This is a genomic window from Nocardioides sp. Z22_16 (genome assembly GCF_058134365.1).
Genome location: NZ_JBYTTI010000004.1, coordinates 251541 through 275342, shown reverse-complemented (window position 1 = coordinate 275342; position 23802 = coordinate 251541). Strand labels below are relative to the sequence as shown.

Below are 23802 nucleotides of genomic sequence, written 5' to 3'. Positions count from 1 at the left end.
GGCTTGGCGCATGGCTCAACCCGCGTCGTACCGTCCCGCGACGGGGACGATCCCGACGCAGCCGGGGGTCTACCGGTTCCGGGACAAGCGTGGCCGCGTGATCTACGTCGGCAAGGCCAAGAACCTCCGGTCGCGGCTCTCCTCCTACTTCCAGGACATCGGCAACCTCCATCCGCGCACCGCCTCGATGGTGACCACCGGGGCGAGCGTCGACTGGACGGTGGTTCGCACCGAGGTCGAGGCGCTCCAGCTGGAGTACTCCTGGATCAAGGAGTTCGACCCGCGGTTCAACGTGAAGTACCGCGACGACAAGTCCTACCCCTGGTTGGCCGTCACCGTGGGGGAGGAGTACCCCCGGGTGATGGTGGGTCGGGGCGCGAAACGGAAGGGGACCCGCTACTTCGGTCCCTACGGGCATGCCTGGGCGATCCGGGAGACCGTGGACCTGCTGCTCCGGGTCTTCCCGATGCGCTCGTGCAGTGCCGGGGTCTTCAAGAGGTCCGCCCAGATCGGCAGGCCGTGCCTGCTGGGCTACATCGACAAGTGCAGCGCGCCGTGCGTGGGCGCGGTCAGTGCCGAGGAGCACCGCCGCATCGTCGACGACTTCTGCGACTTCATGGCCGGCAGCACGACGGCCTTCGTCAAGCGGGTCGAGAGGGAGATGTACGCCGCCTCCGAGGCCATGGACTTCGAGAAGGCGGCACGCCTGCGTGACGACCTGGGTGCCCTCAACAAGGCACTGGAGAAGCAGGCCGTCGTGCTGGGCGACGGCACCGACGCCGACGTGGTCGCGCTGGCGGAGGACCCCCTCGAGGTCGCCGTCCAGGTCTTCCACGTGCGGGGCGGTCGCATCCGCGGCCAGCGCGGCTGGGTGGCGGACCGGATGGCGGAGGGCGACACCGCCCATCTGGTCGAGGAGTTCCTCCTCCAGCTCTACGGAGGGGATTCGGAGTCGATCCCGCGCGAGGTCCTGGTCCCCGAGCTGCCGGAGGACGCGGCGACCATGGAGGAGCTGCTGAGCTCGCTGCGCGGCAGCCGGGTCAGCGTGCGGGTGCCGCAGCGCGGCGACAAGAGGTCGCTGATGGAGACCGTGGCCCGCAACGCCGCCCAGTCCCTGGCCCTGCACAAGACGAAGCGGGCCAGCGACCTGACGACCCGCAACCTGGCCCTGGAAGAGATCCAGAAGGCCCTCGGGCTGGACGAGGCCCCGCTGCGGATCGAGTGCTACGACGTCTCCAACCTGCAGGGGACCGAGGTGGTCGCCTCGATGGTGGTCTTCGAGGACGGGCTGCCGCGCAAGGGGGAGTACCGCCGGTTCGTGATCCGCGGCGTCGAGGGGCAGAACGACGTGGCCTCCATGCACGAGGTGATCACCCGCCGGTTCCGCCGGCTCCTCGACGAGCAGGCGCGCTCCACGGAGGTGGTGACCGACTCCGGGCCGATGCTGGTGGACCCCGACACCGGCCGTCCTCGCAAGTTCGCGTACACGCCCGGACTGGTGGTCGTCGACGGCGGTCCACCGCAGGTGAGCGCCGCCCAGCAGGCGCTGGCCGAGCTCGGCATCGACGACATCCCGGTCTGCGGCCTCGCCAAACGCCTCGAGGAGGTCTGGGTCCCGAACGAGGAGGACCCGCTGATCCTGCCGCGCACCAGCGAGGGCCTCTACCTGCTGCAGCGGATCCGGGACGAGGCGCACCGGTTCGCCATCACCCACCACCGGGCACGACGGTCCGCGACGATGGTGGAGAGTGTCCTCGACGACGTCCCCGGGCTCGGAGAGGTGCGCCGCAAGGCGCTGCTGCGACACTTCGGCTCGTTGAAGAAGCTGCGCGAGGCCGACGTGGGACAGATCGCCCAGGTGCCCGGGATCGGCCCGGCGACCGCCACGGCGATCAAGGAGGCCGTCGCGGCGGCGCCGGGACGCAGCGCGGGACCACGGATCAACACGGCCACCGGCGAGATCGAGGAGGACTGATGAAGCAGCCAGCCGAGCTGGTGATCATCACCGGCATGACGGGCGCAGGGCGCAGCACCGCGGCCAAGGAGCTGGAGGACCTCGGTTACTTCGTGGTCGACAACCTCCCTCCCACCCTGGTCCGCGACGTGGTGCGGCTGGTCGACGACAGCCGGGGCACCAGTCAGCCGATCGCCGTCGTGGTCGACGTCCGGTCGGGGTCGTTCTTCACCAGCCTCGCCGCCAACCGGCACCAGCAGGCCACCGGACGGCCGACCAGCCTGGTCTACCTGGACGCCAGCGACGACGTGCTGGTGCGGCGCCAGGAGGCGGTCCGGCGCCCGCACCCGCTGCAGGGGAGCGGCCGGCTGATCGACGGGCTGAGCCGCGAGCGGAAGGTGCTGGAGGAGATCCGCGGCGGGGCGGACCTCGTCATCGACACCACCGCCCTCAACGTGCATCAGCTGACCGACCGGATCGCCGGGCACTTCGGCTCCCCGGAGGCGCGGCGGCTGAAGGTGCAGGTGGTGAGCTTCGGCTTCAAGTACGGCATCCCGGTCGACGCCGACTTCGTCGCCGACATGCGGTTCCTGCCCAACCCGCACTGGATCCCCGAGCTGCGGCCGCAGAACGGGCGCGACGCGCCGGTCGCCGACTTCGTGCGCAACCAGCCCGGGGCGGCCGAGTTCCTGGCCGGCTACCTGCCGGTGCTGGAGATCGCCGCGACCGGCTACCAGCGCGAGGGGAAGCGGTTCATGACCATCGCGGTCGGCTGCACCGGCGGCAAGCACCGCAGCGTGGCCATGACCGAGGAGGTGGTCGCCCGGCTCTCGGCGGCCGGGTACGACGTCCGGGCCATGCACCGTGACCTCGGGCGGGAGTGAGGTGCGGCTCGACACCTCCGTCGTCGCCCTGGGCGGTGGACACGGGCTGCACGCGAGTCTCTCGGCGCTGCGGGAGGTGGCACGCGAGGTGACGGCGGTCGTCACCGTCGCCGACGACGGGGGCTCCTCGGGGCGGCTGCGCCGTGAGTTCGACGTCCTGCCGCCCGGCGACCTGCGGATGGCCCTCTCCGCCCTGTGCGGGGACGACGACTGGGGGCGCACCTGGATGCGGGTCCTCCAGCACCGCTTCGCCGGGGAGGGCGAGCTGGGCGGCCACGCGCTCGGCAACCTGCTGATCGTCGGCCTGTGGGACCTGCTCGGCGACGCCGTCGCGGGCCTGGACATGGTGGGGCGCCTCCTCGGCGCCCGGGGGCGGGTGCTGCCGATGTCGACCGTCCCGATCGACATCACGGCCAAGGTCGAGGGGCCTTCGGGCCCGGAGGTCGCCACGGGGCAGGTCGAGGTCGCCACGGCTCGCGGAAGGATCAGCTCCGTGGCGCTGACGCCGCCGGAGCCCCCGGCCTGTCCCGAGGCGCTGCGTGCCGTCGAGGACGCCGACTGGGTGGTGCTGGGGCCGGGCTCCTGGTTCACCTCGGTGATCCCGCACCTGCTCCTGCCCGAGCTGCGCCGGGCGATCGTCTCGCGGGGAGCGCGCCTGGTCGTGGTGCTCAATCTGGAGGCCCAGGTGGGGGAGACCGGCGGCTTCAGCCCTGCCGACCACCTCTCGGTGCTGCGCGACCTGGCTCCCGAGCTGCGCGTCCACACCGTGCTGGCCGACACGTCCGCGGTCCGCTCGTCGGGCCAGGACCTCGCCGAGGCGGTGCGCGCCCTGGGCGGTGAGCTGGTGGTCGCGGACGTCGCCTCGGCACCCGGGAGCAGCGCACACGACCCCGTGCGCCTCGCGGAGGCGCTGCGCGCGGTGCTGGCCTGAGTGGGGGAGTCGCCGACGCGTCGTTGACCCACGTGGCAGGATCAGGGCCATGGCGATGACGGCACAGGTGAAGGCGGAGCTGGCCAACACCTCGATCACCAAGACCTGCTGTCGCAAGGCCGAGGTGGCCTCGATGCTGAGGTTCGCCGGTGGCCTCCACATCGTCAGCGGGAGGATCGTGGTCGAGGCGGAGCTCGACACCGGTGCGGCCGCCCGCCGGCTGCGCCGCGACGTCTCCGAGGTCTACGGCCACCAGTCGGACGTGGTGATGGTCCAGGGCAACGGCCTCCGCAAGGGCAGCCGCTACCTGGTGCGCGTGGTGAAGGACGGCGAGGCGCTGGCCAGGCAGACGGGGTTGCTCGACCCGCGCGGCCGACCGGTCCGGGGCCTTCCTCCCGCGGTGGTCTCCGGCGGCGGCTGCGACGCGGTCGCGGCGTGGCGCGGTGCCTTCCTGGCGCACGGGTCCCTCACCGAGCCGGGTCGTTCCTCCTCGCTCGAGGTCACCTGCCCGGGCCCCGAGGCCGCCCTGGCCCTGGTGGGGGTGGCCCGGAGGCTCGGCATCTCCGCCAAGGCGCGCGAGGTCCGTGGGGTGGACCGTGTGGTGATCCGTGACGGCGACGCCATCGGCGCCCTGCTCACCCGGCTGGGCGCCCACGAGACGCTGATGGCGTGGGAGGAGCGGCGCATGCGCCGGGAGGTCCGCGCGACCGCCAACCGGCTGGCGAACTTCGACGACGCCAACCTGCGCCGCTCGGCACGCGCCGCCGTCGCCGCCGGCGCCCGGGTGGAGCGGGCCCTGGAGATCCTCGGGGACGAGGTGCCCGACCACCTGAAGCTGGCCGGTCACCTGCGCCTCGAGCACAAGCAGGCGTCCTTGGAGGAGCTCGGCCAGCTGCACGAGCCGGTGCTGACCAAGGACGCGATCGCCGGCAGGATCCGGCGGCTCCTGGCGATGGCCGACAAGCGTGCCGAGGAGCTGGGCATCCCCGACACCGAGGCATCCCTGACCCCCGACATGCTGGCCGAGGAAGTCTGAGGCGTCACCCACCGAGTCCTGCCCCGGGGCCGCGGGGCGTCACGGGGGAGTAGCACGGTCCACCGGGGATGGCCCTGGGAGGCGGCTGGTGGGGTCGCGATAGGGTCGAGGACGCTCGTCGACCATCGCTACTCCAGGAGTCAATCGTGACTGTCCGTGTGGGAATCAACGGCTTCGGCCGGATCGGCCGCAACTTCTTCCGCGCCGTGCGCGCCTCGGGTGCCGACATCGAGATCGTCGGTGTCAACGACCTGACGGACAACGCCTCGCTCGCGCACCTGCTCAAGTACGACTCCATCCTCGGCCGGCTGGACGCCGACGTCTCCTCCTCGGAGTCCGCCATCCACGTGGGCGACCAGGAGATCGCCGCCTTCGCCGAGCGGAACCCCGCCGACCTGAAGTGGGGCGACCTCGGGGTGGACGTCGTCGTGGAGTCCACCGGGTTCTTCACCGACGCCACGCAGGCCAGGGCGCACATCGACGCCGGCGCCAAGAAGGTCATCATCTCGGCGCCCGCCAAGAACGAGGACATCACCGTCGTGATGGGCGTCAACCATGAGGACTACGACGGTGCCAAGCACCACGTGATCTCCAACGCCTCGTGCACGACCAACTGCCTCGCCCCGATGGCCAAGGCGCTCCACGAGGAGTTCGGCATCGTCAAGGGCCTGATGACCACGATCCACGCCTACACGGCCGACCAGAACCTGCAGGACAACATCCACAAGGACCTGCGTCGCGCCCGTGCCGCCGCGCTCAACATCGTCCCGACCTCGACCGGTGCCGCCAAGGCGATCGCCCTGGTGCTGCCCGAGCTGAAGGGCAAGCTCGACGGCTTCGCGCTGCGCGTCCCGGTCCCGACCGGCTCGGCCACCGACCTGACCTTCGAGGCCGGCCGCGAGACCAGCGTCGAGGAGGTCAACGCCGCGATCCAGAAGGCTGCCGACGGGCGCTACCTTCGCTACTCCACCGATCCGATCGTCTCCTCGGACATCGTCACCGACCCGGCCTCGTGCATCTTCGACGCGCCCCTGACCAAGGTCATCGGCAACCAGGTCAAGGTGATCGGCTGGTACGACAACGAGTGGGGCTACTCCAACCGGCTCGTCGACCTGATCGACCACGTCGGCAGCACCCTCTGACCGTGTCGGGACTCGAGACGCTGGGCGACCTGCGAGGCAGACGGGTTCTGGTCCGTTCGGACCTCAACGTCCCCCTCGACGGAGGACGGATCGCCGACGACGGCCGGATCCGGGCCAGCGTGCCCACGATCCGCAAGCTCTCCGACGCCGGGGCACGGGTCGTGGTGGTGGCGCACCTCGGCCGTCCCAAGGGGGCGCCCGACCCGGCGTACTCGCTGGCTCCGGTGGCCACCAGGCTGGGCGAACTGCTCGGCCGGACCGTCTCCTTCGCCGAGGACACGGTCGGCCCGAGCGCGCGGCGCGTGGTCGCCTCGCTCGGTGACGGCGACGTGGCCCTGCTGGAGAACATCCGGTTCAACGAGGGCGAGACCAGCAAGGACGACGCGGTCCGCGGCGGCTTCGCCGACGAGCTCGCGAGCCTGGCGGACGCCTTCGTCTCGGACGGCTTCGGGGTGGTGCACCGCAAGCAGGCGAGCGTCTACGACGTCGCGACCCGTCTGCCGAGCGCCATGGGCGGGCTGGTGGAAGCCGAGATCGAGGTGCTGCGCAGGCTGACCGTGGAGCCCGCGCGTCCCTACGTGGTCGTGCTGGGCGGGTCCAAGGTCTCGGACAAGCTGGGCGTCATCGCGAACCTCCTCGGCAAGGCCGACAAGCTGCTGATCGGTGGCGGCATGGTCTTCACCTTCCTCAAGGCCCAGGGCCACGAGGTCGGCAAGAGCCTGCTGGAGGAGGACCAGCTCGACACCTGCCGGCGCTATCTCGCCGAGGCCGCCGACCGCGGGGTCGAGATCCTGCTGCCCACCGACATCGTGGTGGACACCGCCTTCCCCTCCGGCGACCGTGAGCCCCAGCCGGTCGTGGTGCCGGCCTCCGGGATCCCGGCCGACGCGTTGGGCCTCGACATCGGTCCGGAGTCCGCGGCGGCCTTCGCCGCGGCGCTGGCCGACGCGCGGACGGTCTTCTGGAACGGTCCCATGGGCGTCTTCGAGGTGCCGGCCTTCGCCGAGGGGACCCGCACGGTGGCCGAGGCGCTCACCAGGGTCGACGGCCTCTCGGTCGTCGGCGGCGGCGACTCCGCCGCCGCCGTCCGCGCCCTGGGCTTCGACGAGAGCGCCTTCGGCCACATCTCCACCGGCGGGGGGGCCAGCCTCGAGTACCTCGAGGGCAAGGAGCTCCCCGGCATCTCCGTGCTCGAACGCTGACCGACGAGAAGGAACCCCACAGCTGATGGCTCCCACCCGCACCCCGCTCATGGCGGGGAACTGGAAGATGAACCTCAACCACCAGGAGGCGGTGGTCCTGGTCCAGAAGCTCGCCTGGACCCTGTCGGACAAGAAGCACGACTTCGCTCGGGTCGAGGTCGTCGTGGTCCCGCCCTTCACCGATCTGCGCTCCGTGCAGACCCTGGTGGACGGCGACCGGCTGCTGGTCAAGTACGGCGCCCAGGACGTCTCGGTCCACGAGAGCGGTGCCCACACCGGGGACATCTCGGCGGGGATGCTGGCCAAGCTGGGCTGCTCCTACGTCGTGGTCGGCCACTCGGAGCGTCGAGCGGACCACCACGAGTCCGACGAGATCGTCAACGCGAAGGCCCACCGGGCGCTGGAGGCGGGGATGACGCCCATCGTCTGCGTCGGCGAGGGGCTCGAGGTCCGGCAGGCGGGCCGGCAGGTCGAGCACACGCTCGGCCAGGTGGAGGGGTCGCTCGCCGGGCTCACCGCCGAGCAGGTCGCCGGTCTCGTCGTGGCCTACGAGCCCGTCTGGGCCATCGGGACCGGCGAGGTGGCCACGCCCGAGGACGCCCAGGAGGTCTGCGGGGCCATCCGCGGCTGGATCCGCGGGCACCACGGGGACGAGGCTGCGGACGGCTGCCGGATCCTCTACGGGGGATCGGTGAAGGCGGCCAACGTGGCCGGCATCATGGAGAAGCCCGACGTGGACGGTGCCCTGGTCGGTGGGGCGAGCCTGCAGGCCGACGAGTTCGGCGGCATCTGCCGTTTCCACGACATGCCAGTCCTCTGACCACCCCCGACGTGACGTAGGCTGCCCTCGTGATTCTGCTCTTTCAGTCCCTGCTCATCCTGACGAGCCTGATCCTCATCCTCCTGGTGCTGCTGCACAAGGGGCGTGGGGGCGGCCTCTCCGACATGTTCGGGGGCGGCATGTCCAGCACTCTCGGCGGCTCGTCGGTCGCCGAGCGGAACCTGGACCGGTTCACCGTCGGTGTCGGCGTCGTCTGGTTCGCCTGCATCGTGGCGCTCGGGTTGCTCATGGCGTACGGATCCTGAGAATGTAAAAAAGGTCTTCATTTCTTTTCTGGGAGGGACAGAGATGGCTGGTGGAGGAAGCGCGATCCGGGGTAGTCGGGTCGGGGCAGGGCCGATGGGAGAGGCCGAGCGGGGGGAGGCTGCGCCGCGCCAGGCGGTCACGTACTTCTGCTCGCACGGCCACCGCTCGGTGGTGACCTTCGCCGTCGAGGCGATCGCGCCCGAGGCATGGGACTGCCCCAAGTGCGGGCTGCCCGCCAGCATGGACCGGGACAACCCGCCGCCCGCGCCCAAGATCGAGCCCTACAAGACCCACCTCGCCTACGTGAAGGAGCGGCGTTCCGACGCGGAGGCCGCCGACATCCTCAACGAGGCCGTCCAGCTGTTGCGCAGCCGACGCAAGTCCGGCGACGTCATCTTCTGACCGCAGTCGCCCGGTCCCTCCCGTCCGCCGGCCGGGGTGGGCCGGCGCGCAGGGTGGCTCGGCGCAGGACGGGACTCAGCCGAGCGAGGCCGCCGCGGCCGCGTCCAGCATCCACAGCGTCTCCGCACGTCCCCGCACGCCACGGGCGGGGCACTCGGCCAGCGGACCCGGGCGCCGGGCCGCAGCCACGGCCTCGGCCTTCGACTCCCCGTTGGCCAGGAACCAGACCGCGTCCGCGCGGTTGAGCGCCTCGAAGGTGAGGGAGACCCGCTGCGGCGGCGGCTTGGGGGAGTCGGTGACCGGCACGGTGCTGCGCCCCCGGGACCCCAGGCTCTGGTGGCCCGGGAAGAGCGACGCGACGTGGCCGTCAGGTCCCACCCCCAGCATCACCAGGTCGAAGCCCTCCGGGCCGAGCTGGTCGAGCACGGCGGCGTAGGCGTCGGCCGCGCCGCCCGCGTCGGGGACGTCGTCGGCGGACGGGACCGCGTGCACCCGCCGTGGATCGACGGGGAGGTGGTCGAGCATGGCGTGGCGCGCCTGGAGGACGTTGCGGTCCTCCGACCCGCTCGCGACGAACCTCTCGTCTCCCCACCAGAACGAGACCCGGGGCCAGTCGACCGGGGCGTCGGCCCGCCGTGCCACCTCACGGTGGACCAGGTCGGCGATGCCGCCCCCCGTCAGGCACACCTGCGGCTCGCGTCCGGCTGCCTGCAGCTCCTCGAGCCGGGCGAGCAGCCGGCTCGCCACCTCTCCGGCCAGCGAGGCGGCGTCGTCGGCCACCACCACCTCCTCGTGCGAGGTCACCTCCGGGCCTCCTTCTCCACGAGATGGGCCACCGTCTCGGCGTAGACCTCGTCCTCGTCGAGCCTGCGCAGCTCCTCGGCGAGCAGCTCCGGCACCGGACGCAGCGGGAGCGCGACGGGCCGGTCGGGGGAGCCGGGCGAGGAGAGCGTGCCGTGCTTGCCGTCGGGCCGGGTGATCCGCACGGCGCCCTGGCGCGTCTCCAGCACGACCTCGGTGATCCCGGGTCCCTGGGACCGGTGGCGGCTGACGTCGACCTTGAGCCGGCTCGAGAGCCAGGCGGCCATCAGGTCGGCCGAGGGGCTGATCCTCTCGGAGGTCACCGACGCCGCGGTGACCGTCGCCGGGAACTGGTCCAGGGCGGCGGCCAGCAGCGCCCGCCACGGTGTGAGCCTGGTCCACGCGAGGTCGGTGTTGCCGCGCGTGTAGGCGGCGCACTGCTCGGCGAGGGCGCGCTGCTTGCCCCGGCTCACCGCGGCGGCGTCGGTGATCCGGCGCTGGGCGAGGGCCCCGAGCCGGTCGCCCGCCGGGTCGGACGGCGCGTCGACGGGCCACCACACGGCTACGGGGGAGTCCGGGAGGAGGAGGGGCAGCACCACCGACTCGTCGTGCTCCACGACCTCACCGGAGAGGCGGATCAACGCCGTCTCCCCGCTCCACCCGGCACCGACGCCCAGCCGGGCGTCGACCCGGGAGGGACCACGGGTGCTCCCGAGGATCATGCCCAGCACCCGTGCGGGGTGCTCGTGGGAGGCCTGCTGGGCGTCCTTCATCGCCTGCTCGGCGTGGTCCTCCGGGGCCACCACGATCAGGGTCATCACCATGCCCATGGCCGGGCTCCCCGATCGGGCGCGCTGGCGCATGAGCTCCGCGGAGATGGCGGACGCGGTGGTCTCCTCGAGCTCGATCACGGTCGCCTCCAGGTTCGTCCGTCACGCGCCAGCATCTCGTCCGCCGAGTGCGGGCCCCAGGTCCCCGACTCGTACGGCTCGGGAGCGCCCTTGCGGGCCCAGGACCGGATGATCGGGTCCAGGATCTTCCACGACAGCTCGACCTCCTCGTGACGGGGGAAGAGCGGGGGATCGCCGAGCAGGACGTCGAGGATCAGTCGCTCGTAGGCCTCGGGCGAGGACTCGGTGAACGTGCCTCCGTAGGCGAAGTCCATGGACACGTCGCGGATCTCCATCGACGTCCCGGGGACCTTGGAGCCGAAGCGGACCGTCAGGCCCTCGTCCGGCTGCACCCGGATGACCAGGGCGTTCTGGGTCAGCTCCTCGCTGGAGTCCTGGCCGAAGGGCACGTGCGGCACTCCCTTGAAGACCACGGCCACCTCGGTCACCCGCCGTCCGAGCCGCTTGCCCGCCCGCAGGTAGAACGGGACCCCGGCCCAGCGACGGTTCTCCACGTGCAGCGTGACGGCCGCGTAGGTCTCCGTGGTCGAGTCCGGGGGGATGCCGTCCTCCTCCAGGAAGCCTCGGACCTTCTCCCCACCGGCCCAGCCCTCGACGTACTGTCCCCGGGCGGTGGAGCGGGCCAGCGAGTCGGGCAGGACGACCGAGGCCAGCAGCTTCTCCTTCTCGATCCGCAGGGACTCCGCCTCGAACGAGTTCGGCTCCTCCATCGCGACCAGGGCCATGAGCTGGAGGAGGTGGTTCTGGATGACGTCGCGTGCTGCGCCGATCCCGTCGTAGTAGCCCGCCCGGCCACCGATCCCGATGTCCTCGGCCATGGTGATCTGCACGTGGTCGACGTAGTGGGAGTTCCACAGCGGCTCGAACATCGCGTTGGCGAACCGCATGGCCAGGATGTTCTGGACGGTCTCCTTGCCCAGGTAGTGGTCGATGCGGAAGATCGAGCCGGACGGGAAGACGCCGTCGAGCACGTCGTTGAGCTCACGGGCTGAGTCGAGGTCATGACCGAACGGCTTCTCCACCACCACCCGGCGCCACGAGCTCGTGCTCTCGGCGAGCCCGTGCTCCTGCAGCTGGGCGACGACGTCGCCGAAGAGGCTGGGGGGGATCGCGAGGTAGAAGGCGTGGTTGCCGCCCGTCCCGCGCTCCTGGTCGAGCTGCTGGAGGGTGTTGCGCAGGAGGTCGAAGGCCACGTCGTCGTCGAACTCGCCGGGGACGAAGCGGAAGCCGTCGGCGAGCTGGTCCCACACCTCCTGACGGAACTCCGTGCGGGCGTGCTGGCGGACCGCGTCCCGGACGATCTGGGCGAAGTCCTGGTCCTCCCACTCGCGGCGCGCGAAGCCCACGAGGCTGAAGCCGGGAGGCAGGAGCCCGCGGTTGGCCAGGTCGTAGACCGCCGGCATGATCTTCTTGCGCGACAGGTCGCCGGTGACGCCGAAGAGCACCATGCTGCACGGTCCGGCGATCCGCGGGAGCCTCCGGTCTCGTGGGTCACGCAGCGGGTTGCGCCGCTCCGTGCTCACGACGGTGCCAGCTCGCTCACCAGGGAGTCGAGCTCCGCGGGGGAGGCCAGGTGCAGACGGAGCACCGGGGAGCCCTTGCCGGCGAGCACCTGCCCGTCGCCGACCGCCTGCGCGAGCAGGAACTCGTGGAAGGTGAAGGGCCGTCCCGGCACCGACAGGTCGGCCTCGGGCTGGGCCGTGATCTGGAGGAAGGCCCCGGTGGCCGGTCCGCCCTTGTGGTACTGCCCGGTGGAGTGCAGGAAGCGCGGACCCCAGCCGAAGGTCACAGGGCGGCCGGTCCGGGTCGCCAGCGCGGGGCGCACGGGGAGGAGGACGCCGTCGCGGTGGCGATCCAGGTAGGCCTGGACGGCCAGGTAGCCGTGCTCGGGATCCACCCGGTCGAGCAGCGCGCTCACCGCCTCGGACACCGTGCTGGTCCCCTCCGGCAGCCATCCCGGGGAGGCGAAGACCGTCACCGGCCCTGCCACGAAGACGGGCGCGGGGGAGTCCGAGGAGCCCTCGAGCATCTCGCGCGCAGCCGACTTGGCACTCTCCACGTCGGGCTGGTCGAAGGGGTTGATCCCGAGCACCCCGCCGGCCACGGCGGTGGCGGACTCCCACAGCAGCAGCTGGGCGCCCAACGGCCCGTCGACGGAGGCCGACCACCCGGAGGCCGGGGACGACTCAGCCGGCGCGGGGCCGAAGCCGACCAGCAGCGAGTCCTCGGTCGACGGCACCCAGTTGGGGGCCTGCCTCCCCTCCACCACCACCGGGAGGATCCCCTTCCCGTCCTTGCCGGTCGACTCGGCCACCAGCTGCTCGGCCCAGTCGCCGAAGCCCGGGTAGGAGGAGCCCCCGTCGGCGAGGACCAGCTTGTCCACCCCGCGCGTCGCGGTCAGACCCAGGAGGGCGCCCAGGCGAAGCGCCGGGTTGGCAGGGTCGTCGGTCGCGAGCTCGGGACGCAGCGCCGCGGCCTCGGCCAGCAGCGAGCCGACGTCGGCGCCCGCGAGGGCGCTCGGCACCAGTCCGAAGGCCGTCAGCGCCGAGAAGCGGCCGCCCACGTCCGGATCGGCGCGGAAGACCCGGTAGCCGGCCTCGGCGGAGGCGAGGTCGAGGGGAGAGCCGGGGTCGGTCACCACGACCATGCGCTCGGCCGGGTCGATCCCTGCGTCCTCGAAGGCCTTCTCGAATGCTCGCCGCTGGCTGTCGGTCTCGACCGTCCCGCCCGACTTGGAGCTGACCACGACGACGGTGCGCCCGATGTCGGTCTCCAGGGCGCGACGGACGAAGTCGGGGTCGGAGGAGTCCACGACCGTGAGGTCGACGCCGGCGGCGGCGCAGATCACCTCGGGGGCCAGTGACGAGCCGCCCATGCCGCACAGGACCACCCGGTCGACCCCGCGGCCGCGCAGCTCGTCGCGGAGCGCCTCCACCTCGGCGACGACCGGACGCGAGGTGACCGGCAGGTCCACCCAGGCGAGGCGCTTGGCCGCCTCCTCCTCGGCAGCCTCCCCCCACAGGGTCGGGTCCTGAGCGGCGAGGCGACTGGCCACCTTGCCGGCGACGAGGTCGCCGAGGACCGCGTCGAACGCCTCGGGGTGGGCCAGCTCGAGGCCGAGCGAGATCACCGCGTCACCGCCGGCGCCGCCCGTCACGCTCGACCAGCCTCGTCGAGCTGACCCCGGACCGTGTCCAGCAGCTCCTGCCACGAGGCGACGAACTTGTCGACGCCCTCCTGCTCCAACACCGAGATCACGTCGTCGTAGTCGATCCCCGCCTCCGCGAGGGCGGCCATGGTGGCCTCGGCGTCCTCGTAGCGGGTCGTCACCTGGTCGCCGTGCACCTCGCCGTGGTCGGCGAAGGCCAGCATCGTCTTCTCCGGCATGGTGTTGACGGTGCCGGAGACCACGAGGTCGGTGACGTACATGGTGTCGCGGTAGTCGGGGTTCTTCACGCCCGTGGACGCCCAGAGGGGACGCTGCGGGCGCGCCCCGGCGGCCTCCAGGGCGGCCCAGCGCTCACCGCTGAAGAACTCCTGGTAGGCCTTGAAGGCGAGCCGCGCGTTGGCCACCCCGGCCCGGCCGGCGAGCGAGGCGTCGGCTCCCGAGGCCTCCAGCCGCTTGTCGATCTCGGTGTCGACCCGGGAGACGAAGAAGGAGGCGACCGAGTGGATCCGGGACAGGTCGTGGCCGTTGTCCCGGGCGAGCTCGAGCCCGGAGACGTAGGCCTCCATCACGTCCTGGTAGCGGGAGAGGCCGAAGATCAGCGTCACGTTGACGCTGATGCCCTCGCCCAGCACGGCGGTGATCGCCGGGCCGCCCTCGGTGGTGGCGGGGATCTTGACCAGGAGGTTCTCCCGGTCGATCTCGCTCCACAGCTCCTTGGCCGAGGCCACGGTGGCGTCGGTGTCGAACGCCAGGGTGGGTGAGACCTCGATGGAGACCCGCCCGTCCACCCCGTCGCTGGCCTCCCAGGCGGGGTGCAGCACGTCGCAGGCGTCCCGCACGTCCCCGGTGGTGAGGGCGAAGACGGCCGCCTCCACGTCGGCCCCGTCGGCGGCCAGCCGCCGGACGGCGTCGTCGTAGCGCTGGCCGTCCGCCAGCGCGGTCGCGAAGATGGACGGGTTGGTGGTGACCCCGGTGACCGAGGACTCCTTGACCAGGGCGGCCAGGGTCCCGGTCTCGAGACGCTCCCGGGAGAGGTCGTCGAGCCAGATCGACACCCCGGCCTCGGCGAGTGACTTCAGACGTTCGGACATGTGATGTGCCTCCAGTGCGTGGTCGCTGGTCCGTGCCGGGGTGTCAGAGCTGTCAGGCCCCTGCGGCGGCGATGCTGTCGAGCGCGGCGGTGACCACGGCCCGGGCCGTGATGCCGTACTCCTCGAAGATACGGGCGTAGTCGGCGCTGGCGCCGTACTGCTCGACCGAGACGATGCGGCCCGCGTCGCCGACGACCTCGCGCCAGCCCTGCGCGATGCCGGCCTCGACGCTCACCCGTGCCTTGACGATCGGCGGGATGACCTGGTCCCGGTAGGCCTGCGTCTGGGCGTTGAACCACTCCAGGCACGGCATCGAGACGACCCGGGCCCGCACGCCCTGCTCGGCGAGGAGCTCGCGAGCCCGCACCGCCAGCTGCACCTCGGACCCGGTGCCGACGAGCACCACGTCGGGCTCTCCGCCCTCCGCGTCCAGCAGCACGTAGCCGCCCTTGGCGACGTCGTCGGTGGAGCCCCAGCGCACGCCCGACCCGGCTTCCTCGCCGCGGGGGAACGTCGGGACGTTCTGGCGGGAGAGGCAGAGGCCGGCCGGCCGGTCGGTCTGCTCCAGCACGGCTTTCCAGGCTGCGGCCGTCTCGTTGGCGTCCGCCGGGCGGACGACGTCCAGGCCGGGGATGGCGCGCAGCGCCGCGAGGTGCTCCACGGGCTGGTGGGTGGGGCCGTCCTCGCCGAGACCGATGGAGTCGTGGGTCCAGACGTAGATGACCGGCGCCTGCATCAGGGCGGCGAGCCGGACCGCGGGGCGCATGTAGTCGGCGAACTGCAGGAAGGTGCCGCCGAAGACGCGGGTCCCGCCGTGCAGGGTGATGCCGTTCATGATCGCGCCCATGGCGTGCTCACGGATGCCGAAGTGGAGCACCCGGCCGTAGGGGTTGCCGGCCCAGGTGCTGGTGCTGTGCTCGGCCGGGACGAAGGAGTCCGCGCCCTTGATGGTGGTGTTGTTGGACTCGGCCAGGTCGGCCGAGCCGCCCCACAGCTCGGGGAGGGCGCCGGCGATCGCGTTGATCACCTCGCCGGAGGCCTTCCGGGTGGCGACACCCTTCTCGTCGGCCGGGAAGGTCGGCAGGTCGGCGTCCCAGCCCTCGGGCAGGGCTCGCCCCTTGGTGCGGTGCAGCAGGGCGGCACGCTCCGGGTTGGCCTCGGACCACGTGGCGTACTTCTCGTCCCACTCGTGGCCGGCGGCCTTGCCACGCTCCAGCGCCCGGCGGGTGTGGGCGAGCACCTCCTCGGGGACCTCGAACGTCTTCGCCGGGTCGAACCCGAGGATCTCCTTGGTCGCCGCGACCTCCTCCAGGCCCAGCGCGGAGCCGTGGGCGGCTCCGGTGCCGCGGGCCTTCGGTGCCGGCCAGGCGATCATGGTGCGCAGCCGGATGAAGGACGGGCGGTCGGTCACCTCGCGTGCTGCCATCAGCGCGTCGTGGAGGGCCTGCACGTCCTCGGTGTAGGCGTCGGTGTCGGCGCGGTCGCCCGCCCAGTCGACGGTCTGGACGTGCCAGCCGTAGGCCTCGTACCTGGCGGCGACGTCCTCGGTGAACGCGATGTCGGTGTCGTCCTCGATGGAGATCTGGTTGTCGTCCCAGATCAGCGTGAGGTTGCCCAGCCGCTGGTGGCCGGCGATCGAGGAGGCCTCGGCGGAGACGCCTTCCTGGAGGTCGCCGTCGGAGGCGAGGCAGTAGATGTGGTGGTCGAAGAGCGACTCGCCCTCCGGTGCCTCCGGGTCGAGCATGCCGCGCTGACGTCGAGCGGCCATCGCCATCCCGACCGCGTTGGCGACGCCCTGGCCGAGCGGGCCGGTGGTGGTCTCGACACCGGCGGTGTGGCCGAACTCCGGGTGGCCGGGGGTCTTGGAGCCCCAGGTGCGCAGCGCCTTGAGGTCGTCGAGCTCCAGCCCGAAGCCCGCCAGGTAGAGCTGGATGTAGAGGGTCAGGCTGGTGTGCCCACAGGAGAGGATGAAGCGGTCGCGCGCCACCCAGTCGGGGTCCGCGGGGTCGTGGCGCATGACCTTCTGGAAGAGGAGGTAGGCGACGGGGGCGAGGCTCAACGCCGTGCCGGGGTGACCGTTCCCCACCTTCTGGACCGCGTCCATGGCCAGCACCCGGACGGTGTCCACGGCCCTCTGGTCTGTCTCGGTCCACTCCAGCGTGGCGGATCTCCTGGTCGGTGTGGTCACATCCATCCCTTCACGATCTCTTGCGCATCGACGGCCAAGGGTGAGCCTACTCAGCGGGCGAGATAGACTCCACGTCGCCTGTACCCCACTGTTTCGAGGTTCATCTCCGTGACGCACGTTGGCCACTCGGCCTCCGCCGAGCAGTCCGGACCCCCAGCGACCGACGGCCTCACGGTCGGCGGCGCCACCGGCGACGGTGCTGACCCCGTCGGGCCAGGGCGGGAGACGACGGGGCCGGACGGCCCCACCGAGGACCCGCACCCGTCCCGCGCCGGCATCCGGGACGTGGTGGCCGCCTACGTGGGCCTCACCAAGCCGCGGGTGATCGAGCTCCTGCTGCTCACCACCGTGCCGGTGATGTTCTTCGCGGCCCGGGGGGTCCCTCCGCTGGGGCTGGTCCTGGCGACGGTCGTCGGCGGCGCGCTGAGCGCAGGCTCGGCGTCGGCCTACAACTGCGTGTACGACCGCGACATCGACGAGCAGATGCGCCGGACCCGGCGCCGGGCGCTCCCCAGGCACGTGGTGACGCCGGGCGCCGCGCTGGTCTTCGCGACCGTGCTCGCGGCGCTCTCCACGGTCGTCCTCGCCACCTGGGTCAACTGGCTCTCCGCGGGGCTCTCCCTGCTGGCCAACGCCTTCTACGTGATCGTCTACACGATGATCCTCAAGCGGCGCACCACCCAGAACATCGTCTGGGGCGGGATCGCCGGCTGCTTCCCGACCATCATCGGCTGGACCGCGGTCACCGGCGAGCTCGCCTGGGCGCCGGTGGTGCTCTTCATGGTCGTCTTCTTCTGGACGCCGCCCCACACGTGGGCGCTGGCGCTGCGCTACCGCGAGGACTACGCGAACGTCGACGTGCCCATGCTCCCGGTGGTCAAGCCGGCCGCCGAGGTCGGTCGTCAGATCGTCCTCTACAGCTGGGTGATGGTGGCGACCTCGCTGCTGCTGTGGCCGGTGGCCGGGACCGGAGTGGTCTACCCCGTCGTCGCGGGGGTGCTCGGAGGGGTCTTCCTCCTCGAGGCGCACCGGATGTGGAACCGGGCCAAGGTCTCCGACCGGCTCACCGACATCTCACCGATGCGGCTGTTCCACAACTCCAACCTCTACCTGTCGCTGCTCTTCGTCGCGGTGGCGCTCGACCCGCTGCTCGGCTGACGCTCGCTCCGTCACTGTCACCGGGCCCGCCGCGCCGGGTTCAGCCGAGGCGCGTGGCGGGCTCGGTCTGCCGGCCGGCCTCCGGGTCGGGCTCGGCCGACGCGTGGTGCGGCAGCACCCCGAGGGCCACGCGGGCGAGGCCGGCGGCCAGCAGGCCGGCACCCAGCATGTGCAGCGCCACCAGCGCGATGGGCAGGTCCAGCCAGTACTGCACCCAGCCGAGCACTCCCTGAGCGGCCTCGATGACGAGGACCAGACCGGTGACCAGGGTCAGCCACCGGTTGCCGCTCCGCCAGGCGGCGACCAGGAGGGCGACGGTGAGCGCGACCAGCAGATAGACCGAGACGGCGTGCCACTGGGACGCCGCCGCGGGGTCCAGCCCGTTGCGCCGCGCCGCGTCGTCGCCGGCGTGCGGGCCGGCACCGGTGACCACGGTGCCGAGGTAGAGCACCACCCATCCCACGGCGAGGTTGGCCAGGGCGAGCACCCGCAGCGGCAACGGCGCCAGGCCGCGTGCCGGGCTGCGCAGCTCGTCGAGCAGGGCGACGCAGAGCATGATGATGAGCATCGAGGCGAGGAAGTGGAACGAGACGACCCACGGGTTGAGGTCGGTGAGCACGGTGATCCCGCCGATCACCGCCTGCAGGGGGATGGAGAGACCGACGACGAAGGAGAGCCGGGTGGCGCGGCGCTGGCCGGCGCCGAGGGCGGCGAGGAAGGTCAGCACCGCCACCGCGGCGAGCACGAACGTGAGCAGTCGGTTGCCGAACTCGATGGCGCCGTGCAGGCCCAGCTCGCCGTGGGCGACGTAGGAGTCGTCGGTGCAGCGCGGCCAGGTGGGGCAGCCCAGCCCGGAGCCGGTCAGGCGCACGGCAGCCCCGGTGACGACGATGCCGATGTTGGCCAGCAGGTTGGCGATCGCCAGCGGCCACAGCCAGGGGGCGAGACGGCCCAGGATCATTCGGTCACTCCCACTTGAAGGTGCGTGCGGTGGCCGCGGCGCCCAACGCCGCCCAGGCCACCAGGACGAGCATGGCCGAGGCGTCCGCACGGCCGTCCACGAGGGCGGCGCGCATCCCCTCGCCGAGTGCCCCGGAGGGCAGCCACGAGGCCACCTGGCCGAATCCACCGTACGTGGCGGCCGGAAGGAGGACGGCACCCCCGGTGAGCAGCAGCAGGTAGATCAGGTTGGCCGCCGCCAGGGTGGCCTCGGCGCGGAGGGTGCCGGCCACCAGCAGGCCCAGCGAGGTGAAGGCCGCGGTGCCCAGGAGGAGGAGCAGCAGGGCCGCCCACCACCGCGACAGGTCGGGCTCCCAGCCGATGCCCAGCGCGACCGCGACCAGGACGATCAGCTGCAGGGCCTGGACCAGGAGCACCGCCCCGACCTTGCCCAGCAGCAGGCCGTGCCGGGGGAGCGGGGAGGCGCCGAGGCGCTTGATCAGCCCGTAGCGCCGTTCGAACCCGGTGGCGATGGCCACCGAGGTGAAGGAGGTGGACATGACGGCGAGGGCGAGCACCCCGGGGGTGAGCACGTCGATGACCGGACCGTCGAAGTCCAGGTCGAACCGGCCGGCGGCGCGGACCCCGCCCACCAGGACCAGGATCGGGATCACCAGGGCCAGCAGCAGCTGCTCGCCGTTGCGCAGCATGAGGCGCGACTCCATCCGCGCCTGGGCGAGGACCTGGCGCCACAGGGGTGCCGCCCCCGGGGCAGGACGGAGGTCGAGGGTGCTCATCAGGTGAGCCCCCGCCCGGTCAGCTCGAGGAAGACGTCCTCCAAGGTGCGCTGGCCCAGGGTCAGGGACTCGGGGAGCACCTCGTGGGTCTCGCACCAGCGCGCCACCACGCCGAGCGTGCGCGAGTCGGCGGTGCCCGAGACGGACATGCTCAAGGGCCCGAGCTGGCGCACGTCGGTCTCCGTGCCGAGCTCGTTGCGGAGCGACTCCGGCGCGCCGTCCGGGAAGGGACGGGTGACCACCAGCCGGATGGTCGTGCGGCCGCCGCGCATCAGCTCCAGGGGGCTCCCGGAGGAGACCAGGACGCCCCGGTCGACGATGTGCACCTGGTCGGCGAGGTGCTCGGCCTCCTCCATGTGGTGGGTGGTCAGCACGACCGTGACCCCCTGCGCCCTCAGCTCGTCCAGCAGGTCCCAGGTGTTGCGCCGCGCCTGCGGGTCCATGCCGGCCGTCGGCTCGTCGACGAAGACGAGCTCGGGCCGCCCCACCAGGGCCATGGCCAGGCCGAGGCGCTGCTGCTGACCACCGGAGAGGCGTCGGTACGGCGTGCGGCCGCAGTCACCGAGGCCGACCCGCTCGGCGAGCGCCTCGACGTCCATCGGGTCCCGGTGCAGCGCGGCGACGTGGCGCAGCATCTCCATGGCACGCACCCCGGACCAGGCCCCGCCGGACTGGAGCATCACCCCGATGCGCGGGAGCAGCTCCCGCCGGTCCCGGTAGGGGTCCAGGCCCAGCACGCGGACCCGTCCCTCCTGCGCGCGCCGGTAGCCCTCGCAGGTCTCGAGGGTCGTGGTCTTGCCGGCGCCGTTGGGTCCGAGCACGGCTGTGATGGTCCCGCGCTCCACCCGGAGCGACAGGCCGTCGACGGCCGTCTTGTCGCCATACCTCATGACCAGGCCGTCGACCTCGACAGCGGGGGAGGAGGGGGGCACTCGTCCAGTCTAGGAAGCGACCCGCGGGCGGGGCACGTGCGGGTCGGCCGGGGCCCCCGGGCGTGGCCGACCGGGCGTCTCACGTGCTCGCCTCCACCGGCTGGGTCCGTCGGCGATGTCGGCGTCCCTCCAGCCTGAGCGCGGCGCCGTGCCCGAGGAGCGCGAGCGTCACCCCCGCCACCACGTCGAGCACGTAGTGGTTGGCGGTGGCGACCACGGCCAGGCCCATCAGGACCGGCAGGGCGAACCCGATGCCCCGCAGCCACAGCGTGGTGCCCGCCGTCACGATGGCGATGCCGACCAGCAGGTCCCAGCCCGAGTGCAGGCTGGGCATGGCGGCGTACTGGTTGGTGAAGGCCGGCGGCTGGAGGACCCGGTACGCCCGGGACTCCTCGGTCACCGTGTCCGCCATGCCGAGGTTGAGCAGCCGCGGCGGCGTGACGGGGTGGAGGGCGACGACCACCATCCCGAGGGCACCGGAGATCAGCATCCCGTCGCGCAGGCGCAGGAAGACGCCGCGGTGCCGGAAGGCCAGCCAGATCATCGTGAGGACGATGACGGGCCAGTGCCCCCAGATGTAGACCCAGTTGGCAAGCGCCCGCACCGAGGCCCAGGGGGCGACCAGGTCCTGCAGGCGGGCCTCGACGTGGAGCCCGAGGCGCTCCTCGAGCGCGAGGATGTCGTAGGCGTTGGCGTCGGCCTCCTGCACGGCCCCCGCGGTGAGCCCGCGGACCGCGAAGTAGACCAGCACGCCGCAGGTGACCAAGGCGGCCTGCTGCGCGACCCAGAGCAGGGAGGCGCGGGTCACCGGAGCGGTTCCCGGGAAGGTGTCGCGCGGTCGTCCGCCATGGGCCTCTCCCTCTCACCCAGCTTTCATGGTGGACGAGTCGGCGGCCGGGGACCAGCCCGTTTCCGCTCCGGAGCACGGGCCTTTCGGCCCGGGGGAGCCCTGGACCCGCGGGCCCGCCCGGGTGGGCGCTGGCGGAGCCGGCGGTGTGGCGGGGGTCACTTAGGGTGACCTTCTTTGAAAGCGTCTCAGCAATAACGTAACAATTGCGTTGTGGAATTCGACCGCGCCCTGCTCCCGGCCTCCGGCGGCGTGACGGACGCGCCCACCCGGGCCCGGGTGATCCGGTCGATCCTCGAGGACGGTCCGTCCACCGCGGCCTCGTTGGCGGCCAGGCTGGAGCTCACCCCCGCCGCCGTCCGGCGCCACCTGGACCAGCTCGTCCAGGAGGGCGTCGTCGAGACCCGCCAGCCGCGGTCCGGTGGGCAGCGGGGTCGGGGAAGACCTGCGCGCTTCTTCGTGTTGACCGAGAGTGGACGCGACCAGTTCGACCAGCAGTACGACGACCTCGCAGCCCAGGCCCTCCGCTACCTGGCGGAGACCGGCGGCGACGGGGCGGTCCGGGACTTCGCCCGCCGGCGTGCCGGGTTCATCGAGCGCGGCTACCAGGCCGTGGTCACCGCGGAGCCGGGACTGAGGCCGGCTGAGGCCCTCGCCAGGGTCTTCTCCGCCGAGGGGTACGCCGCCAACGTCCGCGAGCTGCCCATGGCGGGCTCGGGCGACCAGCTGTGCCAGCAGCACTGCCCGGTGGCCCACGTGGCCCACGAGTTCCCCCAGCTGTGCGAGGCCGAGACCGAGGCGATCAGCAAGGTCCTCGGCACGCACGTCCAGAGACTTGCCACCATCGCGCACGGCGACGGTGTCTGCACCACCTGCATCCCCAAGAGCAAGGAAGGCTGACATGACCTCCATCGAAGAGCTCAACCCCGAGCTGAAGGGCATCGGGCGCTACGAGTTCGGCTGGGCCGACAGCGACGCCGCCGGCTCGACCGCCAGAAGGGGCCTCAACGAGGACGTCGTGCGCGACATCTCGGCCAAGAAGTCCGAGCCGCAGTGGATGCTCGACCAGCGCCTGAAGGGCCTCAAGCTCTTCCACCGCAAGCCGATGCCGACCTGGGGCTCCGACCTGTCGACCATCGACTTCGACAACATCAAGTACTTCGTCCGCTCCAGCGAGAAGCAGGCCGCCACCTGGGACGACCTGCCCGAGGACATCAAGAACACCTACGACAAGCTCGGCATCCCCGAGGCGGAGAAGCAGCGCCTGGTCTCCGGCGTGGCCGCCCAGTACGAGTCCGAGGTGGTCTACCACTCGATCCGCGAGGACCTCGAGGAGCAGGGCGTCATCTTCGTCGACACCGACACCGCGCTGCGCGAGCACGAGGAGCTCTTCCGGGAGTACTTCGGCACCGTCATCCCGGTCGGCGACAACAAGTTCTCCGCCCTCAACACCTCGGTGTGGTCCGGCGGCTCCTTCATCTACGTGCCGAAGGGCGTGCACGTCGACATCCCGCTGCAGGCCTACTTCCGGATCAACACCGAGAACATGGGCCAGTTCGAGCGGACCCTCATCATCGTCGACGAGGACGCCTACGTGCACTACGTCGAGGGCTGCACGGCGCCGATCTACAGCTCGGACTCGCTGCACTCCGCCGTCGTGGAGATCATCGTCAAGAAGGGTGGCCGCTGCCGCTACACGACCATCCAGAACTGGTCGAACAACGTCTACAACCTCGTCACCAAGCGCGCCACCTGCGAGGCCGGCGCCACGATGGAGTGGGTCGACGGCAACATCGGCTCGAAGGTGACGATGAAGTACCCGGCCATCTACCTGATGGGCGAGCACGCGAAGGGCGAGACCCTCTCGATCGCGTTCGCGGGCGAGGGTCAGCACCAGGACGCCGGGGCCAAGATGGTCCACGCCGCGCCCAACACCTCCAGCTCCATCCTCAGCAAGTCGGTGGCCCGTGGCGGTGGCCGGACGTCGTACCGCGGCCTGATCCAGATCAACGAGGGCGCGCACGGCTCGAAGTCCAACGTGCTGTGTGACGCGCTGCTGGTCGACCAGATCAGCCGCTCCGACACCTATCCCTACGTCGACATCCGCGAGGACGACGTCTCGATGGGCCACGAGGCGAGCGTCTCCAAGGTCTCCGACGACCAGCTCTTCTACCTGATGTCGCGAGGCATGGAGCAGGACGAGGCCATGGCGATGATCGTCCGCGGCTTCGTCGAGCCCATCGCCAAGGAGCTTCCGATGGAGTACGCCCTGGAGCTCAACCGCCTGATCGAGCTGCAGATGGAGGGCGCGGTCGGCTGACCGCCCCCCCT

General features: G+C 71.7%; 22 protein-coding genes. 12 read left to right on the top strand and 10 right to left on the bottom strand.

From position 1 onward, the window contains the following. Positions 1–10: 10 nt before the first annotated feature. The 9 genes from uvrC to AC3X7R_RS13425 all read left to right on the top strand — a co-directional run bounded on the left by uvrC (position 11) and on the right by AC3X7R_RS13425 (position 8638). Positions 11–1975 (top strand): excinuclease ABC subunit UvrC, encoded by a 1965-nt coding sequence (uvrC, locus tag AC3X7R_RS13465; RefSeq protein WP_489966179.1) that lies wholly within the window; start codon positions 11–13, stop codon positions 1973–1975. Next, complete coding sequence (gene rapZ / locus AC3X7R_RS13460) at positions 1975–2838, top strand: RNase adapter RapZ (protein WP_489966178.1); 864 nt, start codon at positions 1975–1977, stop codon at positions 2836–2838. The genes uvrC and rapZ overlap by 1 nt, the downstream gene beginning before the upstream one ends. A 1-nt stretch (position 2839) precedes the next feature. Further along, positions 2840–3769, top strand: a complete 930-nt coding sequence (locus AC3X7R_RS13455; RefSeq protein ID WP_489966177.1) for a gluconeogenesis factor YvcK family protein — start codon at positions 2840–2842, stop codon at positions 3767–3769. 49 nt (positions 3770–3818) lie between these two features. After that, positions 3819–4805 carry a DNA-binding protein WhiA gene (gene whiA / locus AC3X7R_RS13450; protein WP_489966176.1) on the top strand — a complete coding sequence of 329 codons (987 nt, stop codon included), beginning with the start codon at positions 3819–3821 and terminating at the stop codon, positions 4803–4805. A gap of 146 nt (positions 4806–4951) precedes the next feature. Beyond that, positions 4952–5947, top strand: coding sequence for a type I glyceraldehyde-3-phosphate dehydrogenase (gene gap / locus AC3X7R_RS13445; protein WP_489966175.1), 996 nt, complete (start codon positions 4952–4954; stop codon positions 5945–5947). A gap of 2 nt (positions 5948–5949) precedes the next feature. Beyond that, a complete protein-coding gene (locus AC3X7R_RS13440; protein ID WP_489966174.1) occupies positions 5950–7149 on the top strand; it encodes a phosphoglycerate kinase in 1200 nt (399 codons plus the stop codon). Between the two features lie 25 nt (positions 7150–7174). After that, on the top strand, positions 7175–7969 hold the full coding sequence (gene tpiA, locus AC3X7R_RS13435; RefSeq protein WP_489966173.1) for a triose-phosphate isomerase: 795 nt from the start codon (positions 7175–7177) through the stop codon (positions 7967–7969). 29 nt (positions 7970–7998) lie between these two features. After that, a complete protein-coding gene (gene secG, locus AC3X7R_RS13430; RefSeq protein WP_489966172.1) occupies positions 7999–8235 on the top strand; it encodes a preprotein translocase subunit SecG in 237 nt (78 codons plus the stop codon). A gap of 43 nt (positions 8236–8278) precedes the next feature. After that, positions 8279–8638, top strand: a complete 360-nt coding sequence (locus AC3X7R_RS13425; RefSeq protein ID WP_489966171.1) for an RNA polymerase-binding protein RbpA — start codon at positions 8279–8281, stop codon at positions 8636–8638. A gap of 75 nt (positions 8639–8713) precedes the next feature. Here the strand turns inward: AC3X7R_RS13425 and pgl are convergent, their stop codons facing one another. Genes pgl through tkt form a run of 6 tightly spaced genes read right to left on the bottom strand, consistent with a single transcriptional unit; the run spans position 8714 to position 16804 of the window. Then, positions 8714–9442: a 6-phosphogluconolactonase gene (gene pgl / locus AC3X7R_RS13420; protein ID WP_489966170.1), complete on the bottom strand. Its 729-nt coding sequence runs from the start codon at positions 9440–9442 to the stop codon at positions 8714–8716. Beyond that, a complete protein-coding gene (locus AC3X7R_RS13415; RefSeq protein ID WP_489966169.1) occupies positions 9439–10350 on the bottom strand; it encodes a glucose-6-phosphate dehydrogenase assembly protein OpcA in 912 nt (303 codons plus the stop codon). The genes pgl and AC3X7R_RS13415 overlap by 4 nt, the downstream gene beginning before the upstream one ends. Continuing rightward, positions 10347–11873, bottom strand: coding sequence for a glucose-6-phosphate dehydrogenase (gene zwf, locus AC3X7R_RS13410; RefSeq protein ID WP_489966168.1), 1527 nt, complete (start codon positions 11871–11873; stop codon positions 10347–10349). The genes AC3X7R_RS13415 and zwf overlap by 4 nt, the downstream gene beginning before the upstream one ends. Beyond that, positions 11870–13507, bottom strand: coding sequence for a glucose-6-phosphate isomerase (locus tag AC3X7R_RS13405; RefSeq protein WP_489966167.1), 1638 nt, complete (start codon positions 13505–13507; stop codon positions 11870–11872). Before AC3X7R_RS13405 ends, zwf begins: the two co-directional genes overlap by 4 nt. Next, a complete protein-coding gene (gene tal, locus AC3X7R_RS13400; RefSeq protein ID WP_489966166.1) occupies positions 13504–14610 on the bottom strand; it encodes a transaldolase in 1107 nt (368 codons plus the stop codon). Before tal ends, AC3X7R_RS13405 begins: the two co-directional genes overlap by 4 nt. Positions 14611–14662: 52 nt before the next feature. Then, entirely contained in the window at positions 14663–16804 is a 2142-nt protein-coding gene (gene tkt / locus AC3X7R_RS13395) for a transketolase (protein WP_489966165.1), read from the bottom strand. A gap of 270 nt (positions 16805–17074) precedes the next feature. Between tkt and AC3X7R_RS13390 the strand changes: the two genes are divergently transcribed. Further along, positions 17075–17956 (top strand): heme o synthase, encoded by an 882-nt coding sequence (locus tag AC3X7R_RS13390; RefSeq protein ID WP_489966494.1) that lies wholly within the window; start codon positions 17075–17077, stop codon positions 17954–17956. Positions 17957–17996: 40 nt separating this feature from the next. Here AC3X7R_RS13390 and AC3X7R_RS13385 read toward each other — a convergent pair whose 3' ends face one another. From AC3X7R_RS13385 to AC3X7R_RS13370, 4 genes are all read right to left on the bottom strand, one after another. Then, entirely contained in the window at positions 17997–18917 is a 921-nt protein-coding gene (locus AC3X7R_RS13385) for a COX15/CtaA family protein (RefSeq protein ID WP_489966164.1), read from the bottom strand. Between the two features lie 4 nt (positions 18918–18921). Further along, positions 18922–19692: an ABC transporter permease gene (locus AC3X7R_RS13380; protein ID WP_489966163.1), complete on the bottom strand. Its 771-nt coding sequence runs from the start codon at positions 19690–19692 to the stop codon at positions 18922–18924. Beyond that, the gene (locus AC3X7R_RS13375; protein ID WP_489966162.1) at positions 19692–20624 is read right to left on the bottom strand and encodes an ABC transporter ATP-binding protein; all 933 of its coding nucleotides are present in this window, start codon (positions 20622–20624) and stop codon (positions 19692–19694) included. Before AC3X7R_RS13375 ends, AC3X7R_RS13380 begins: the two co-directional genes overlap by 1 nt. Before the next feature lie 79 nt (positions 20625–20703). Beyond that, complete coding sequence (locus tag AC3X7R_RS13370) at positions 20704–21432, bottom strand: phosphatase PAP2 family protein (RefSeq protein ID WP_489966161.1); 729 nt, start codon at positions 21430–21432, stop codon at positions 20704–20706. 252 nt (positions 21433–21684) lie between these two features. On the opposite strand from AC3X7R_RS13370, the gene AC3X7R_RS13365 reads away from it, so the two are divergent. After that, on the top strand, positions 21685–22371 hold the full coding sequence (locus tag AC3X7R_RS13365; protein ID WP_489966160.1) for a helix-turn-helix transcriptional regulator: 687 nt from the start codon (positions 21685–21687) through the stop codon (positions 22369–22371). Position 22372: 1 nt separating this feature from the next. Continuing rightward, positions 22373–23791: a Fe-S cluster assembly protein SufB gene (sufB, locus tag AC3X7R_RS13360; protein ID WP_489966159.1), complete on the top strand. Its 1419-nt coding sequence runs from the start codon at positions 22373–22375 to the stop codon at positions 23789–23791. The last annotated feature ends 11 nt before the right edge of the window (positions 23792–23802 follow it).